Origin of the sequence: Staphylococcus sp. NWU MK-U1, from assembly GCF_033283505.1 — a bacterium.
Taxonomy (GTDB): domain Bacteria; phylum Bacillota; class Bacilli; order Staphylococcales; family Staphylococcaceae; genus Staphylococcus; species Staphylococcus haemolyticus.
Map to the genome: position 1 here is coordinate 131,035 of NZ_JAVSMG010000005.1, position 16,593 is coordinate 147,627.

The window sequence follows — 16,593 nt, forward strand, 5'->3', positions numbered from 1 at the left end:
TTTTATATAAATTAAAAAATGAAAACGCTATCTATTAAAATTTTTAATAGACAGCGTTTGCGTAACACTTTTATTCATGAAGTGTGCTGCGAATTTGTTTGTTTTTAAGCTTGAGAATCAATAATTCAACGACAATGACTATGATTGTAATGAAAGCAGCCAATGGCATTTGTTGCATGATTAATTCGATGATTATATCAATGATACACACAATAGTTAATCCGATTGTCATCCAGATAAAATTAGTCGCATGTACTTTTAATATGACTAATTTCTGTTGTTCATCTGCATATCTATAATTTGGGATTAAATCTATTACACCTTTAGGTGACGCACCACGATTCTCTATGGTAGGGGTATCCATTTCTGTATATTTAATTCGCTTATCATCAAACATACATAGTGCGACAACTACACCTACTCCTAAAATAAGCCCACTCGGTTCAAACACCCATTCATAGTTACTTGTATGATTAATGTTCGGTGTTATTATGTTAGCGATGAGAACCATATAAACTATCCACAGAATAAGATAAACAATTCTTTTTAATTTAGAATGACGATTTAGTTTTGATTTATCGCTAAAGTCATGTACATAAATATGAATATCATCAACTGTTTCTGAATGAATTGTTAATTTACAAACAATAACAATTAAAAGTAATAAACTACCAATAAAAAATGGTGAAAGAAATTGCCGTTGCAAGTCGTTGAACATTGCAAAAGCAATGATGGCACATAAGAAATTTAAACTTAAAATGCCAAGTTTAGCTTGCAATGTAATTTTTTCTACTTGCAAAGCTTCATCATTTTTAGTCATTCTCTACCTCCCAGAATAAATCATTCAAAGTAACACCTAGCGTCTTAGCTATATTAATACATAATTTTAATGACGGATTATACTTATCATTCTCTATCATGTTAATGGTTTGACGTGATACTCCAACTGATCGTGCAAGTTCTAATTGCGAAATCTTCTTCGCACCACGATAAACTTTAACTTTATTCATATCTCCACACTTCTTTCAACATCCCATATTATTCATCATAACGATATAATGCTAATATCGTCAAATATATATGACACTTATATTTAAGTCTTTAAATTCTTGGTTAATTTCAATTATAATTGCAATCATAATATATTTTAATCCTGTTATACCAGTCTAAGCATCAGCTTTAATTATCAGTTATTAAATTTTCAAGAGAAGGAAGGTGTTCATGTGGATTTTGTATCAAGACCAACGACTGAAACCGCTAAAGCGTTATTAGGTGTCAAAGTCATATATGAAGACGAATTTCAAACGTATAGTGGCTATATTGTTGAAACAGAAGCTTATTTAGGTTTTACAGATCGAGCGGCTCATGGATTTGGAGGTAAGCAAACGCCAAAAGTGACTTCACTTTATAAAAGAGGCGGCACCATTTACGGACATGTGATGCACACACATTTATTAGTGAATTTCGTAACTCAAAACGAAGGTGTCCCTGAAGGAGTACTGATTCGAGCTATTGAACCTTTAGATGGCATTGAAATGATGAAACATAATCGTAATAAGTCAGGATATGAATTAACAAATGGACCCGGAAAATGGACAAAAGCGTTTAATATACCTAGAGCAATTGATGGTGCCACATTAAATGATTGTCGCTTATCCATTGATACTAAACACCGTAAATACCCTAGGGACATTGTTGAAAGTGCTAGAATTGGAATACCGAATAAAGGCGACTGGACTAATAAACCGTTGCGATACACAGTTAAAGGTAATCCATTTGTTTCACATATACGTAAATCAGACTGCCTAAATCCAGATGAAACTTGGAAATAAAGAAAATAGACATTCTAGAAATCTTATTCCTTAAAATGGGCCTTTATGACTATTTCTAAATTGTTTAATATCAACAGATCTATTTTCATAGATATTACAAATTAATATTCCAATTCTTTTTTTATCTTTTTATAAACTTATTAAAATTTCGTATTATATAAAAACTATAATACCTATCCTAGAAATCTATATTTTTTATATGTATAATGTTATATATGGGGATTTGTAGCGCTTACAAGAAGTGCTATTTTAAATTTTTAAACTCGTTTATAAAGGGGGCTATAAAAATGGAAATAGATGCGGTCACAACACTATGTCTTGCCTGTCTTTTATTTTTACTAGGTGAATTCGTCGTCAAGCACGTTTCATTTTTACAAAGAATTTGTATACCACCTCCCGTTATAGGAGGATTATTATTTGCAATTCTAGTTGCAGTCTTAGATACCTTAAATATTATTCAAATTAAATTAGATGCTAGCTTTATTCAAGATTTCTTCATGATGGTATTCTTCACTACTATTGGATTAGGTGCATCTTTTAAATTATTTAAAATTGGTGGGAAAGTTTTAATACTTTACTTTGTATGCTGTGCATTTCTGGCAATATGCCAAAATTTCATTGGTATCTCATTAGCTAAAGTATTACATATTAAACCATTGTTAGGTTTAACAGCTGGTTCAATGTCAATGGAAGGTGGACATGGGAATGCAGCGGCTTATGGTAAAACGCTCGAAGAAAGTTTTAATATTGATTCAGCTATCACAGCTGCACTTGCAGCAGCAACTTTAGGCTTAGTATTTGGTGGATTAATTGGTGGACCATTAGTAAAGGCACTCATTAAACGCTATAACCTAAAACCTGAAAACAGCGATGATTCGTTTAAAGATTATAGTAAAGTAGAATCTAATGAAGTGCTACATCGTAAATATCAACCTACACAAGTATTTTTTATACAATTAACAATTATTGCACTGTGCATGTCAGTAGGTACATGGATAGGCGATCAATTTTCTAATTTAACTGGTCAAAGTTTACCTATGTATGTAGGCTCAATGTTTGTAGCAGTTGCAATTCGAAATGTATCGGAATATGCGAACATACAACTCATCGATTTAAAACTGAATGATCAAATTGGTGATGTGGCTCTAGGCTTATTCTTATCACTAGCATTGATGAGTATTCAACTTACACAAGTGTATTCACTTGCATTACCTCTTATCGCTATCGTTTTAGTTCAAGTCGTGTTTATTTCATTATTTGCATTCTTTATACTATTTAGAGTGCTTGGTAAAGACTATGATGCTGCTGTTATGGCTGGTGGGTTTATAGGTCATGGTTTAGGGGCTACACCAAACGCGATGGCAAATTTAGATGTAATTACTAAAAAATATGGTAGTTCACCAAAATCATATCTTGTCGTTCCTATAGTTGGAGCCTTCTTAATTGACTTAGCAGGTGTACCTATCGTTATGGGCTTTATGAATATTTTTGGAAACTAAAGTTTTATATTATGCATTATAAAAAAGCAAGTTGGGAGTCCAAACTCTCAGCTTGCTTTATTTGTGTAATTTATTAATGCGAATTATGGTTGAATAACCTATTCATTATTACCCTCTATGAATGTCTAAACCACGTTGTTCAATCCATGACATTAACTTATGGTCGAAAACGAACTTACTTTGTTTTAATTCACTAATATCTCGCGCATTTAACATTGTCATAATTGATTTCGTATGTTCAATAAATGACTCAACATACTCAATCGTTGTCGTAATGCCCCCATTTTCAACTTGATTTAAGAATGGTCGAGACATACCTACAGCTTTAGCACCTAATGCTAGGCTCTTAACAACATCTAGAGGTGTACGTACACCACCACTAGCAAAGACATTAAGTGAATCTTGATAAGCTGAACTTTCAAGCAATGACTCTACAGTTGACTGTCCCCAATTTGCAAGATAGTCCATATCTTTATTTGAACGACGCTCATTTTCAATTGTGACAAAGTTTGTTCCACCTTTACCACTTACATCAACGTATGTAACACCAACATCAATTAAATCTTTATATAATTCTTTGCTCATGCCGAAGCCAACTTCTTTAATAATAACTGGAACATCAACACGTTGAACAATAGCTGCTACATTATCTAACCAAGTCGAGAATTCACGATTCCCTTCAGGCATCACAAGTTCTTGTGGTGCGTTCACATGAATTTGTAAAGCCTGTGCATCTAATAAACTAACCGCTTCTACGGCTTTATCTACAGGAACATCGGCACCAACATTACTAAAGATTATACCTTCTGGATTGGTTTGACGTGCAATACTGAATGATTCCGCCATTTTAGGATTTCTCAAAGCGGCATGTGTAGAGCCTACAGCCATTGCTAATCCAGTTTCTCTAGCGACAACTGCAAGCTTCTCATTAATTTGTTTTGTCCATTCACTGCCGCCTGTCATCGCATTGATATAAATAGGATATGTCATATCAAAATCTGTTGTTCGACTTGTTAAGTCTACTTCATCTACATTTATGCTAGGGATTGAATGATGCACGAATCTTACTCGATCAAAGTCTGATTGAGGTGCATCACTTTGAGCCATTGCTATTTCAACATGTTCATTTTTCCTCTGTTCTCTTTGAAAGTCACTCATCTTTATACCTACCTTTGCTTAAATTAATAAAGTTTCAATTATATTAGAACCATTTTTTTCTTTTGAAAAAGATAATCAATGCAATAGCTATAATTAACATGACGATCATACAAATTGGATAACTATATTGCCATTTAAGTTCTGGCATATATTCGAAATTCATGCCATAGACACCTGCAATAAATGTTAAAGGTGAGAAAATGACTGAAACCAATGTTAATACTTGCATGATACTATTCATTCGAAATGATGAATAAGATTCGAAGTTCTCTCTTATTTCATTAGCCATCTCCTGTGATGTTCTTATGATATTATTTTGCTTTATTAGATGGTCATCGATATGTTGAATATACATCGAATGCTTACTATCTACAATCAAATTACCTTCAGTTTTAATTGTATTAACTAATTCTTGCATAGGGAATAATACCCTTTTAATTTTGATTAAATCAGATTTAATTTGAAAAACATTATCCATTATTTTTTTACTTTGAGTATCATCTACATGTGCATCTTCAAAGTTATATGTTTTATCCTCAATTGTATATACGAATTCAAAATATTTATCAACCATCATATCTAAAATATGTATCACTATATCTGCACAATCCAAGTCTGGATCATGATGTTGTGCATTCATTTTTGCCACTTCATTTAACGATTCAAAATGTTTGTGGTGATATGTAACAAGTACTCTCTCACTTAAAAATACATTTAAGGAAATTGGAGAAAAATCATCTTTGTACATACTGTGAAATACTAAATATTGATATGATTCATAGGATTTATATTTTACACGTGGCACACCTGTAATGGCGTCTTCTAACTCTAAATAGTTAAATTCAAATTGACTGATTAAATAATCATTCTCTGCTTGTGTTGCATTTTCAAAATCAAACCATACAATTGTTGCTGTTTCAGGAATCTCCTTCACACTATCAACTTGAGTGAGCGATTGATTTTTAGTTTGATATCGAATTGTCATAGTCATTGTTACGTTTACCTCCTACATAACCATACGTCTTTCATTCTACCATGAATTAAATCATGTGTATGTGTTATTTTTATTTAGTAAAATAGAATTATCAATATATGAATGAGGTCTTTAGTAATGAGTAATCCTGTAATTATTAATAAAGTAGTAGAAGCAAATCAAATTGATCATAACAACCACATGCATGACTCAGAATATAATAAAGTGTTTAGTGAAGCTGTAAATGAATTTAACTACACGCATGGACTTTCTTTAAAGGAACGTGAGGTACTTCAATACACAATGTTCACTTTAGAAGAACATACGACGTATCTAGCAGAGTTATCACTTAATTCAGCTTACCGAATCGAAGTTTATATTTATGATTATGATTATAAGCGTGTACATTTCTTTTTAATGCTTTATACAGATGAAGGTGAACTAGCTGCAACTAACGAAGTGATCATGATGGGAATTGATAGTAACAAACGTAAGTCTGATCCTTTTCCAAGTGATTATCATCAAAGCATTGCTAATTATTATAGTCACCAAGGTACTATTGATTGGCCTAAACAATTAGGTCATCAAATAGGAATACCTAAAAAGGAGAACTAAAAATGGTATCACAATTCCGCAATCAACTATTAGAATTATTATATGATTTAAATGATGAGCTTAAAGTAAACTTAATAGAACTCAATAGTACGAAACAATTATTTATGAATGGTCCTAGTCAGGAATTGCTTAAAAGAGCATTTAATATTAGTTATTATCAAGGACAGAAACAGGCTATTGAAGCATTACAAAATATCGTTGCATCAGAGGAAAATGAAGAAGTTTTGAAACGCTTATTAAATGACTATGCAAGTCAATTTGCGAACTTATCATCGAATTTAGTGAATTTGTTAAATCAACAAGACGTATCTCAAATAGATTTGGCACAAGGCATAGACAATTATTATCATAACTTAGGTCAACAAACGGTTATAACTAAAGTTCAAAATTTAATTTAAAAATTTAGAACAATGAAGTTATTCATATTTCATGATATGAAGTGACAGAAGACGAGAACTCATCTTCAACAAAAAGAACTGAGAAGGACCAATTAAATGCCCTTCTCAGTTCAATTACCTACGTCATATCTGCTAAATAGACTTAGAGTACTTTTTTTATCAAGCTATGTTTTGTTTGATGTTAATTATGCATCAATCGTCTTAGTGATTTGTTTAATTACTTTGTGTGACTCACGTATAGGGAATAAAGGGAAATCGTGGAACATTTTCGGATACTCAAAGAATTGAACTGGTTGTCCCTTTTCCTCCAAATTATATACAAAACGCTTCATATCTGGATGATAAATTTCTCTGCCACCACCGAATATAACGATAGGTGGTAAATCGTGTAGTTGTCCATAAATTGGTGATATTAATGGATTAGCTAGTGCTTCTCCTTGCGTCCATACATTGAATATACGTTGCAAACCATCCCTATTGACGAAACGGTCTTTATTGCTTAAATCCTCAGTAATTTCAGGATTAGTCAATGTTGCATCCAACATTGTTGAAAGTAGATAAACTTTATTAGGTAATGGTTGATTATTAGCCACAAGTTGTTGAACGTAACTTAGTGCTAATGCCCCCCCAGTACCATCTCCCATAATAACGATATGTTTGGCATCCACTTCTTCTAATAAAGATTGATATATCCCATCGATTGCTTTAAATGTGTCTTGAATATTGTGTTCTGGTGCTTTAGGATAAATTGGCAACACAACTTCATAAAGCGTACTAAGTGCAAGTTTATCCATAAATCTCCAATGAAATGGTGAGGGTTGTAACGTATTATAACCACCATGAATATAGAGAATTTTCTTTTTTGTTTCATGACGAAAGTTAAATCTAAATACTTGCATATCATCGTGTGACAACTTATCTAAATTAGATTTAACATTTAAACTTGAAGGTTGTTTATGCTTCGCTTGATTAATATCTTTTCTTTTATCCATGAACTTATCGAAATCTGAATCATTATCAAACATTATTGAACGATTGTGCAGTAAGTATCGATTGATGATTCGATTAACCATATGTGATCTCATAAAATTCTACCTACCTTAATTAATAATAAATTACTTAAACGTCATTACATTAAGCACAAAAAGCGATATAATGAAAACTATGTTCTAAAAAATCATGATTAAATATTTAATATAATATTGTTAATTGCATATTAAATTCAGTATAAATTAGTCAATCTTAGAAAACAAATGAATTATAGAAAAGGAGTTAGAAAAGTGTCAGAAAGAAAAACAACACAATATGATAATAGACCTCCTATTGATAATCACAACTATCTTCGTTCTAATCGTAACAACCGAAAAAGAAGATCTTGGGTGAGTTTAATTATCCAAATCATAATTTTCATATTAGTAGCTATTACGGGTTATAGTATGTACAAACAACCTATCTTTAATTTAGCATTTGCTAATCAACCCATTAGTTACGGTCAGATTAAAGATTTTCAGAATACGGTTACACAAATAGGTACATTTAATATTAATTTAAGCCAATTAGCTAATCTTGAAGATGTGGCCAATCGTCTCGTATTCGTTTTTAATACATTTTTCATTTTAACAATTGTAAGTTTAGTTATCACTATTTTGACTATTATCTTCAATCGAACTTTATTAAAGATTTTAAATTTTATTGTGATTTCAATATTATTAATCATGTCACTGTATTTTGGATATGCAATACAAGTAATTGGTCAACGAATTGCTGATAAACTACAAAGTTTCTCATTAAATGTTTCTGCTAATCAAATTATTAGTGAAGCGGATGCTATTCATAATGCACTTATTTTATTAGTATGTAGTCTAGCTTTATTAATTGTTAGTTTCTTTTTCAGAAATCGGAAAACGAACCATCCTAAAATCAAATAATATATTTTTTGCCATTGTAGACGCGATAATTTAGTCACAATGGCTTTTTTCTAATAAAAAAAGTATCGATCACACTTAAAGAAGTGTACGGATACTTTAAAAATAATGTCCCCCAACATCATTTTATTTAAATTTATTACTTTCTGCATGCATCATTCTTTCATGTTCTGCATCAGCGCCTTTTTTACCTTTTAAGAATAAACTTAAAATAAATGCTAAGACTGCTAATCCAGTCGCAATCCAGAATGCATCGTTAATGCCTTCGATATATGCAAGCTGATTTACGTATTTTAAGATAGCTTGTAATGCTTCAGATTGACCACCATATTGTGCCGCCATTTGACGGACGTGGTCTTGGATCACAGGATTTGTTTTATCTAATTCATCTGTAAACGCACCAACATGATTTGTTGTTTGCGTCGTCATAACAGTAACAAGAATCGCAGTACCAATTGAACCAGCCAATTGTCTCATCGTGTTTAGGAATGCATTACCATGAGAAATAAGTCTTGGTGGCAGTGCGTTAATGGCTGCTGTCATAAGTGGCATCATTACAAACGCCATACCGAATGATCGAATCACATATATACTCATTATATGAAGATATGATGTATCCATATTTAATTTAGTAAGTTCCCATGTTCCGTAAGCCATTACAGCTATACCAAACAATGCTAAAGGTTTTAAACCAATAGTATCAAGTAGCTTACCAGTGATTGGTCCTAATATACCCATCACTAATGAACCAGGAAGTAATAACAGTCCTGAATCAAGTGCTGAGAAACCACGTAAATTTTGTAAGTAGATAGGTAATAAAATCATACCACCGAATAAACTCATCATAACAACCATGTTAATAATAGTTGTTAATGTAAATGTTGATGATTTCAACACTTCAAGATTTAACATTGGCGCTCTCATTGTTAATTCACGAATGACGAATGCAGCAATGAATATCGCACCAATTATGAACATCGTTACGATTTCAGCTGAACCCCAACCTTTATTACCGGCTTCACTAAATCCGTATAATAGTGCACCAAATCCAATCGTACTGTAAACGATACCTTGATAGTCGGCTCTTGGATTTGTTGTTCTTTGATATAATCTGAACCAGAAATAGCCAAATATCATTGCAGCAATTCCTAGGAAGAACATACCATAGAACATAACGTTCCAATGATAATTTTGAACGATGTAACCTGATAAAGTTGGTCCAATAGCTGGCGCCAATATCATTGCTATACCCATCGTTCCCATTGCAACGCCACGTTTTTCAGGTGGGAAGATTGTAACGATTACGTTAGAACCTAATGGCATTAATACACCAGCACCAATGGCTTGTAGTACACGTCCACCCATCATCATAGGGAAGTTATTAGAAAGTGCACAGACAAGTGAACCAATGGTGAATAATAAAAGTGCAATAATAAATAACTTACGATAAGAGTATTTATTAAATAAGAACGCACTTATTGGAATTAAAATACCATTTACTAACATGAATCCTGTCATCAACCATTGTCCAGTTGACGCAGAAATATTGAATTCTGTATTAATCTTAGGCAATGCAACGTTTAATAACGTTTGGTTTAAGATGGCTATAAACATACCAAACAACATTGCTGCTAAAATTTTATTTCTTGTAATCCCTTTTCCAAAAACAAAATCTTCTTTTTGTTTCTTAATACGTTCGTTTACACGTCCTTCTTGAGAATCAGGATTAATCGGTTCATAAATTGAATCCTTAGGTAGATGTTGATTATTTACATCATCATCTTGCTTGTCATCCTCAGTAGCATCATCAGCATAATGTAAGGAATGTGATGCTTGCTTTTGCTCAGGATGCATTTGCTCTGATACATGATCTTGCTGATCTTGTTCATTCTCGAAATGATTTTTTCGTTTATCATTTTCAATGTGTCTATCTTCAGAGTTCGTGTGACGCTGTTTATCATCGTCTCTTTGAGAATCTTGCGTACGATTCAACGCTTTATCTCGGTCTAAGTCACTGATTTTAAATTTAGATGGATTACTTTGACTTTTAGATTCTTCATTTACGTGTTGTCCCCTAGCTTGGTTCTTACGCTTCTTACGTGATTTCAACACAAGAACGTTAACTAAACCAACTAAAATGACCGCTAAAACAATATATCCAACAATGAAGGTCGTTGTCATTCTATGACCTCCTTAGTCTTTATGAATTTTTACTTCAGCGTTCATTCCAGGAACAACATTTTTAGATGGTGCAGAATCTAAAGAAATTTTAACTGGTACTACTTGAGATACTTTAGTGTAGTTACCGTCAGTGTTAGATGATGGCATTAATGAGAAGCTAGCTGCAGTTGCTTGGCCTACTTCTTCAACTTTACCGTTAACGTCAGAATCTTCACCGTCGATTGTTACGTCAACTTTGTCGCCTTTTTCTACACTGCTAACATCTTTTTCGTCAATATTTGCTGTAATATATAAATCATCTAAATTGTAAGCATAAGCAATTGGTGAACCTGCTTGTGCAACTGAACCTTCCATACCACTTGTTTTAACGATAGTTCCGTTTTGTGGCATTTTGATATCCATTGTTTGTGACTCACCGCTTTGGCTTTGACCACTCACTTCTGCTACTTTGTCACCTTTTTTAACTTTGTCCCCTTGTTTTACATCAAGGGATTTAATTTGACCTGAAGTTGGGCTAGAGATTTGAATTTGTTCTCCATCAACTTTGGCATTATCAGTTGTTACAAAGCTTGTAGCATTATGATATAAATAGAAACCTACAATACCAACTACAACTAGAACAACGATTGTGATGATATTAATTAACACCATTTTCTTCATTGAACATTTCCTCCTATTTGCTTTTCAAAATCACTTTTAATATTATAAAGACATATAAATAAAATTAACACCAACAATTATTAGTAAATTGTCGGCTAAATGAAGTACGAGATAAATCAGGTGACAAGATGAAGCAAAATGCTAAATATAAAATTATAAAAAGTTTAATTGATTTATTAGAAATTTATCCCTTCGAAAATATATCTATAAAGATGATTTGCGCAAATAGTAATGTCAATCGGTCAACTTTCTATGATCACTTTCAAGATAAATTTGACTTGCTATCAAAAATCCAAAATTATCATTTGAATAAATATGAACACTTACTCAACACATTCTCTTTTAATTTTGATAATATTAAAAAAAATCCTGAAAAAGTTTATAAATTCTTTCATATTATTCTAAAATATATCTATAGAAAAAAAGCGTTTTACCACGCTATTTTTATTTCTCATCCAAATAAAGAATTAGTTATGGAATATATTGATATTACGAAACAATATTACGCAAGATTTTTAGGAGAAAATAATACAACCATTCAAAACGTGCCTTTTTTTATAACTTATACAATGAGTGGTCAAATAGGTGTCATTTTAAATTGGTTAAGATTAGGGTGTCAAGAAAGCCCGGATGAAGTAGCAAGTGCATTACTAGCTAATACTTTAAAAGTTCAAAGATAGTTGCATTTAATCAATGAAGAAGCCATTAATTGAGTTAACTCGATTAATGGCTTCTTCACTTTGATACTGTATTTAATTATTTCATCGTAGCATAATAATTAATTTAGTTTCTTTTATACTTTGTCATGCTTAAATACTTTAATATTTAATAATTGTAAAATGATAAGTAAAATTGCTGTGAGACTAATAATAATGATATAAGGCATACTGTTATATTCACCTTTTAGGTTAACAAGTGGTGTCACAAGGCCGCCTAATAAAGATTGTAATAATCCCAATAAACTTGATGCGCTCCCGCTTCCGGTTGTACGTTCTTCCATTGCAATTGAAAATCCTAATGTCGCGACGCCTGTAACAGGTGCCACTAAAACGATAAAACCTATAACTAATAACGCAAAATGCCAATGATTTATTAATGTTAACGATACAATCACAACGCCAAAGATTTGGATAATTGTAAATGCACGTAGTAGCACTTGTGGGTGAAAATAGTCTACTAATCTTCCAGCAATCTGACTCGCAATAATAAGTGTGATTCCCACTCCTGCAAACATCCAACTAAAGTGTAATGGCGAAACACCATATATTTTTTGAACTAAAAATGGTGATGCAGAAATGTAACTAAATAACATGATGAATGTAACGCCTTGAATGAGCATTGGTAAGACAAATCGTGGTGTTGTGAGTAAACTTTTAAAGTTACTAAAAATCACATTCACTCCACTGCTATCACGATTTTCTACCGATAAAGATTCAGGAACTTTAAACAATGAACCTAACACCATTAATACACCAAATAGCGTTAAAATGACAAAAACCATTCGCCAAACAGCAAAACTCAATATTAAGCCACCTAAAGCGGGTGCAATCACAGGAGCTACACCATTAACTAGCATGAGTAGTGCTAAAAATTTAGTCAGTTCATTTCCACGATACATGTCACTAGCAATCGCTCTTGATATAACTGCTCCAGCGCCTCCAGTAAATCCTTGAATAAATCTAAGAAATACCATAATCCAAATATTTTCAACGAAGACAATACCTAAACTTGCTGAAGCAAATATAATCATAGATATAACTAGTGGTTTCTTTCGCCCAATACTATCGGATATTGGACCTACAAATAGATTACCTAACCCTAAACCTATCATAAATAAAGATAAAGTTAGTTGTGCATTAGCAGTAGTCGTATTAAAATCATTTTTTAATTCTGGTAGCCCTGGCAAAAACATATCTATAGATAAAGCACCTATAGCAGTTAAAGCACCCAATATAATAATAAATAACGGTGAATTTTTCTTTTGCTTTTGCTCTACATCCATTATATTATCCCACCCTTTTAGGTTTCATATTTTTATGTATTGATTAAAATTTAATAAGTTGGAATAAAACATGCTTTAATATTACTCTAGCTTTCGAATTTTTAAACCACTTATTGAAATTTTAAGTTTGTGTTTCGTTCATTCTCTTATAAATGACTAGAACTGAGAAAAGCTTCATTTAATCACCTTCTCAGTTCAGTCTACAAATACTTATTTAGAATGAATGTTAAAGATACAATATCGATCGCTACTCATTCATTTATTTTGAATCAACTAATTGAATATTACCCGTATCACTATCTTCTCTTAATTCATAATTAGTGGTTTCATACTGCCCACTGCTATTTAAATGTTGCACTTTAGTATTAATCGTGTTGCCTTTTTGACTAGCACTTATAACTTGTGGATTAATAAAGGCTACTGATTGGTTTAAATTGTTTTTTATAGAATTATAGATACTCGATTTATCTTTTAAAAATGTACTCACTAAATTGAAATCACTTTGTGAAATAGCTGAATTCAAAGTGAAAGAATAATTACTAAAGAAATTACTTAGCTTTGTTTTCAAACTATTTTCTTCCGCTTCTTTTTCCTCGATATAGTCACTAATCTCTTCATCATCAAACTCTAGTGTAGCACTATTAATATTACCTAAATCTCTTGCTTTGATTGTTTTTGTCTCTGCATGGAATGTTTTCCCTTTTGCCTTACCTAGTGCAGAAACTGTAACATCTTTCGTTTGAGGATAAGGTCCATATTCTCTAGAACTGCTATATTTCATTTGTTTATCATTAATTTCAACTTTCAATGAGTCTTTGTCTAAATCACTTTTTCCTTTTAATTTGACTGTTAATAACGCTTCGTTGAAGTTTTCATTTACTTCAACTGTGTTACTCTTTCCATATCTAAAGTCAAATTTAAGTTGACCACTAAACTCTCCATATTCTGTTTCTTTTTTAGCATCAACAGAATATATACCTGGGATATAAGTACCTAGTGAAGTCGTCTTATTCGCATCAGCAATAACTGTTTTCTTTTTTCCACCATCTTTAAATTCATATTTCGTATCCAATTTAGGTTTCACAATTGCCTTCTTTGTCGGAGCAGTGTAACTCATATTATCGAATATTAATAATCGTGTACCATTTTTACTTACCCGTAAGTAGTTATTACCTGCACGCGTTTTTAAATTAATTGCCTCTTTAGAATCACTTTTATTGAGTGTTTCTACTGTAGATTTAATATCGCGCGCAAATTTCTTCATTCCAACTTCACTTCTAATATAGTCTATATATACACTTGCCTCATCTGAATCTATATGAGAATTTTTAGAGCTTAATAGCGTCGCTACTTTTTGTGAATCATTATTATCAATTGCATTAACTAAAATCTTTGTTTGTGCATCAGGTGAATTGTAATTTCTAACCAATACAAACACAATAATTAGTAAAACAATGATAAACGCAACGATAGCCCAAGGAATAAACTTTCTTATCCTAATATTAGATGTGTTGATTTGAGGGGAGTTTATTTGATTGTCTTTATTGTCTAATTTTTTCCCACAATTAGGACATTTGTTTAAGTTGCTATCAATTTTCTGTCCACATTTCGGACATGTTCTCATTTAGTCACCAACTTCCCCTCTACTAGAATATATTTATCGATTGATATTTTAATTTCAAATAAGAATATGATTTCTATTATATAATAATCATTCTAGACCTTCATACTAATTTAAACTTTTGAATTAAATTTTTTTACTCTCTCATCTATTATATATAATACACTTAAAGCTTTCTCAATATCTTTACTTGATAAATCAGCTACCATATCACTAACCATATCGCTAACAATTTTATTGTTTTCTTCAGTATATTTTCTACCTTTTTCCGTTAGAGCAACATATTTTAGTCGTTGATCAATATTGTTATTTGGCTTTTGTAATGCTACGAAGCCACTATCGATTAGTTTCTTGATACGTCGACTTACTGCTGCTTTATTAACACCTTGTTTTTCAGTTATTTCAGTAATTGATAATACTTGATGATGGCTTAGCAATCTTAGAACATTGGATTGTTCCATTGAAATACCATACTTGCTTTGCTGATCTTTTAATAACTTTGCAGTTAAAGTATTAGTATCATCAATGAATTGCTTCATAAATTCGATGTGGTTTCTTGAAATTATGCTCATTACTTTACTCCTCGTTAAATAGTAATCAATAGCGTTTTACATACTCTGTTAAATAATATCAATAAACAATTCTCTTGAAAACCTAATTACGCTATTAATAGTTGCTAATAGGTAAGTTGTTCGATTACATTTATATATATAAAGAAATTAGAGGTATTCCTTATGATCGCAATTATCTTAGCTCTCATTGTGTTATTGTCTGTACTAGGTGTATTATTCAACGTGAAATGGCTTCTGAATTTAAGATTGTTTATTACAACTATTATATTATGTATGTTGATTACTATTTTGAATCTATTAACAATGACACTCCCTACTACACTTATAATAATCATGATTATTACTATGGTTGGTTTACTAGTAAAGCACAACCATCTTTTCTCCTTACAAAAAGGTCAAGCTTTTTTAAATAAAATGACGAAATATCTCATATTAGGAGTGCTCTTTACATCGATTTTTGCATATCTTAGCACTATGCCTATTCCTATAATTAATGGTGTTTTCTTGTGGCTAACTATGATTGCTATAAGTACTTGTTATGCATTATTGCTTTACATGTCTTGGTCATCAGCTTTAGGTCGCATCTCAACTCATAAGCAGTACGACTTAATTATGGTATTAGGAGCTGGAATTTTCACAGAAAAAGTTACACCAATGTTAGCCGAAAGATTAAATCGTGCACTTAGTGTATATCAACATCAAACTGACAAATGTAAAATAATTGTTAGTGGTGGTCAAGGGCCAGATGAACCCATATCTGAAGCATTAGCGATGCAGCGTTATTTAATACAACATGGGGTTCCCCAATCTAGTATTATTATGGAATCTCAATCTACAAATACGTTTGAAAACTTCTATTATTCAAAAAAAGTCATACACAACCTATACTCAAATAGCCCCAATATACTTTGTGTTACGAGCCAATTTCATATCTTACGAGGAATGAAATTTGCGCATACGAATCGAATGAAAGTTGATGGTATAGGAAGTCACACCCCTTATCATTTCTTTGATGTCGCATTAGTGAGAGATTTCTTAGCACTAATGTATCAATATAAATTACTATTGACCATTTACTTTGCAATTTTATTTTTTGCTTCTCTTTTCATTCTATTTTAAAAAAACGGGAGTGGAACAGTATGTTTTGTTCCACTCCC

The 16,593-nt window shown here is 31.9% G+C and carries 17 protein-coding genes; 7 read left to right on the top strand and 10 right to left on the bottom strand.

Annotated features, from left to right (window positions below):
* Positions 1-70: 70 nt before the first annotated feature.
* The gene (locus SBL16_RS08775) at positions 71-820 is read right to left on the bottom strand and encodes a hypothetical protein (protein ID WP_053018354.1); all 750 of its coding nucleotides are present in this window, start codon (positions 818-820) and stop codon (positions 71-73) included.
* Entirely contained in the window at positions 813-1,010 is a 198-nt protein-coding gene (locus SBL16_RS08780) for a helix-turn-helix transcriptional regulator (protein WP_037535858.1), read from the bottom strand. The genes SBL16_RS08775 and SBL16_RS08780 overlap by 8 nt, the downstream gene beginning before the upstream one ends.
* A gap of 213 nt (positions 1,011-1,223) precedes the next feature.
* On the opposite strand from SBL16_RS08780, the gene SBL16_RS08785 reads away from it, so the two are divergent.
* Positions 1,224-1,832: a DNA-3-methyladenine glycosylase gene (locus tag SBL16_RS08785; RefSeq protein ID WP_011275039.1), complete on the top strand. Its 609-nt coding sequence runs from the start codon at positions 1,224-1,226 to the stop codon at positions 1,830-1,832.
* Between the two features lie 287 nt (positions 1,833-2,119).
* Entirely contained in the window at positions 2,120-3,331 is a 1,212-nt protein-coding gene (gltS, locus tag SBL16_RS08790; RefSeq protein ID WP_037535854.1) for a sodium/glutamate symporter, read from the top strand.
* A gap of 108 nt (positions 3,332-3,439) precedes the next feature.
* On the opposite strand, the gene fni is transcribed toward gltS, so the two are convergent.
* The gene (gene fni / locus SBL16_RS08795; RefSeq protein WP_011275037.1) at positions 3,440-4,489 is read right to left on the bottom strand and encodes a type 2 isopentenyl-diphosphate Delta-isomerase; all 1,050 of its coding nucleotides are present in this window, start codon (positions 4,487-4,489) and stop codon (positions 3,440-3,442) included.
* A 43-nt stretch (positions 4,490-4,532) separates the two neighbouring features.
* Positions 4,533-5,480 (bottom strand): magnesium/cobalt transporter CorA, encoded by a 948-nt coding sequence (gene corA / locus SBL16_RS08800; protein ID WP_107612066.1) that lies wholly within the window; start codon positions 5,478-5,480, stop codon positions 4,533-4,535.
* Positions 5,481-5,600: 120 nt separating this feature from the next.
* Between corA and SBL16_RS08805 the strand changes: the two genes are divergently transcribed.
* Both SBL16_RS08805 and SBL16_RS08810 read left to right on the top strand, forming a co-directional pair.
* Entirely contained in the window at positions 5,601-6,077 is a 477-nt protein-coding gene (locus SBL16_RS08805) for a thioesterase family protein (RefSeq protein ID WP_107613372.1), read from the top strand.
* Positions 6,078-6,079: 2 nt separating this feature from the next.
* A complete protein-coding gene (locus SBL16_RS08810; RefSeq protein WP_053016604.1) occupies positions 6,080-6,475 on the top strand; it encodes a hypothetical protein in 396 nt (131 codons plus the stop codon).
* Positions 6,476-6,660: 185 nt separating this feature from the next.
* On the opposite strand, the gene SBL16_RS08815 is transcribed toward SBL16_RS08810, so the two are convergent.
* Positions 6,661-7,560 carry an alpha/beta hydrolase fold domain-containing protein gene (locus tag SBL16_RS08815; RefSeq protein ID WP_107634530.1) on the bottom strand — a complete coding sequence of 300 codons (900 nt, stop codon included), beginning with the start codon at positions 7,558-7,560 and terminating at the stop codon, positions 6,661-6,663.
* 195 nt (positions 7,561-7,755) lie between these two features.
* Here SBL16_RS08815 and SBL16_RS08820 point away from each other — a divergent pair, with 195 nt between their 5' ends.
* On the top strand, positions 7,756-8,403 hold the full coding sequence (locus SBL16_RS08820; RefSeq protein WP_107612063.1) for a hypothetical protein: 648 nt from the start codon (positions 7,756-7,758) through the stop codon (positions 8,401-8,403).
* A gap of 123 nt (positions 8,404-8,526) precedes the next feature.
* Here the strand turns inward: SBL16_RS08820 and SBL16_RS08825 are convergent, their stop codons facing one another.
* Both SBL16_RS08825 and SBL16_RS08830 read right to left on the bottom strand, forming a co-directional pair.
* Positions 8,527-10,581: a DHA2 family efflux MFS transporter permease subunit gene (locus SBL16_RS08825; protein WP_107612062.1), complete on the bottom strand. Its 2,055-nt coding sequence runs from the start codon at positions 10,579-10,581 to the stop codon at positions 8,527-8,529.
* Positions 10,582-10,593: 12 nt separating this feature from the next.
* Positions 10,594-11,241, bottom strand: a complete 648-nt coding sequence (locus tag SBL16_RS08830; RefSeq protein ID WP_107612061.1) for an HlyD family secretion protein — start codon at positions 11,239-11,241, stop codon at positions 10,594-10,596.
* A gap of 128 nt (positions 11,242-11,369) precedes the next feature.
* Between SBL16_RS08830 and SBL16_RS08835 the strand changes: the two genes are divergently transcribed.
* Entirely contained in the window at positions 11,370-11,921 is a 552-nt protein-coding gene (locus SBL16_RS08835) for a TetR/AcrR family transcriptional regulator (protein WP_107612060.1), read from the top strand.
* Positions 11,922-12,034: 113 nt separating this feature from the next.
* On the opposite strand, the gene SBL16_RS08840 is transcribed toward SBL16_RS08835, so the two are convergent.
* The 3 genes from SBL16_RS08840 to SBL16_RS08850 form a co-directional block, all read right to left on the bottom strand.
* On the bottom strand, positions 12,035-13,243 hold the full coding sequence (locus SBL16_RS08840) for a multidrug effflux MFS transporter (protein ID WP_107634622.1): 1,209 nt from the start codon (positions 13,241-13,243) through the stop codon (positions 12,035-12,037).
* Between the two features lie 259 nt (positions 13,244-13,502).
* The gene (locus SBL16_RS08845; protein WP_107634623.1) at positions 13,503-14,867 is read right to left on the bottom strand and encodes a zinc ribbon domain-containing protein; all 1,365 of its coding nucleotides are present in this window, start codon (positions 14,865-14,867) and stop codon (positions 13,503-13,505) included.
* Positions 14,868-14,977: 110 nt separating this feature from the next.
* The gene (locus SBL16_RS08850) at positions 14,978-15,436 is read right to left on the bottom strand and encodes a MarR family winged helix-turn-helix transcriptional regulator (protein ID WP_053018363.1); all 459 of its coding nucleotides are present in this window, start codon (positions 15,434-15,436) and stop codon (positions 14,978-14,980) included.
* Between the two features lie 555 nt (positions 15,437-15,991).
* Between SBL16_RS08850 and SBL16_RS08855 the strand changes: the two genes are divergently transcribed.
* A complete protein-coding gene (locus SBL16_RS08855) occupies positions 15,992-16,555 on the top strand; it encodes a YdcF family protein (RefSeq protein ID WP_259340541.1) in 564 nt (187 codons plus the stop codon).
* The last annotated feature ends 38 nt before the right edge of the window (positions 16,556-16,593 follow it).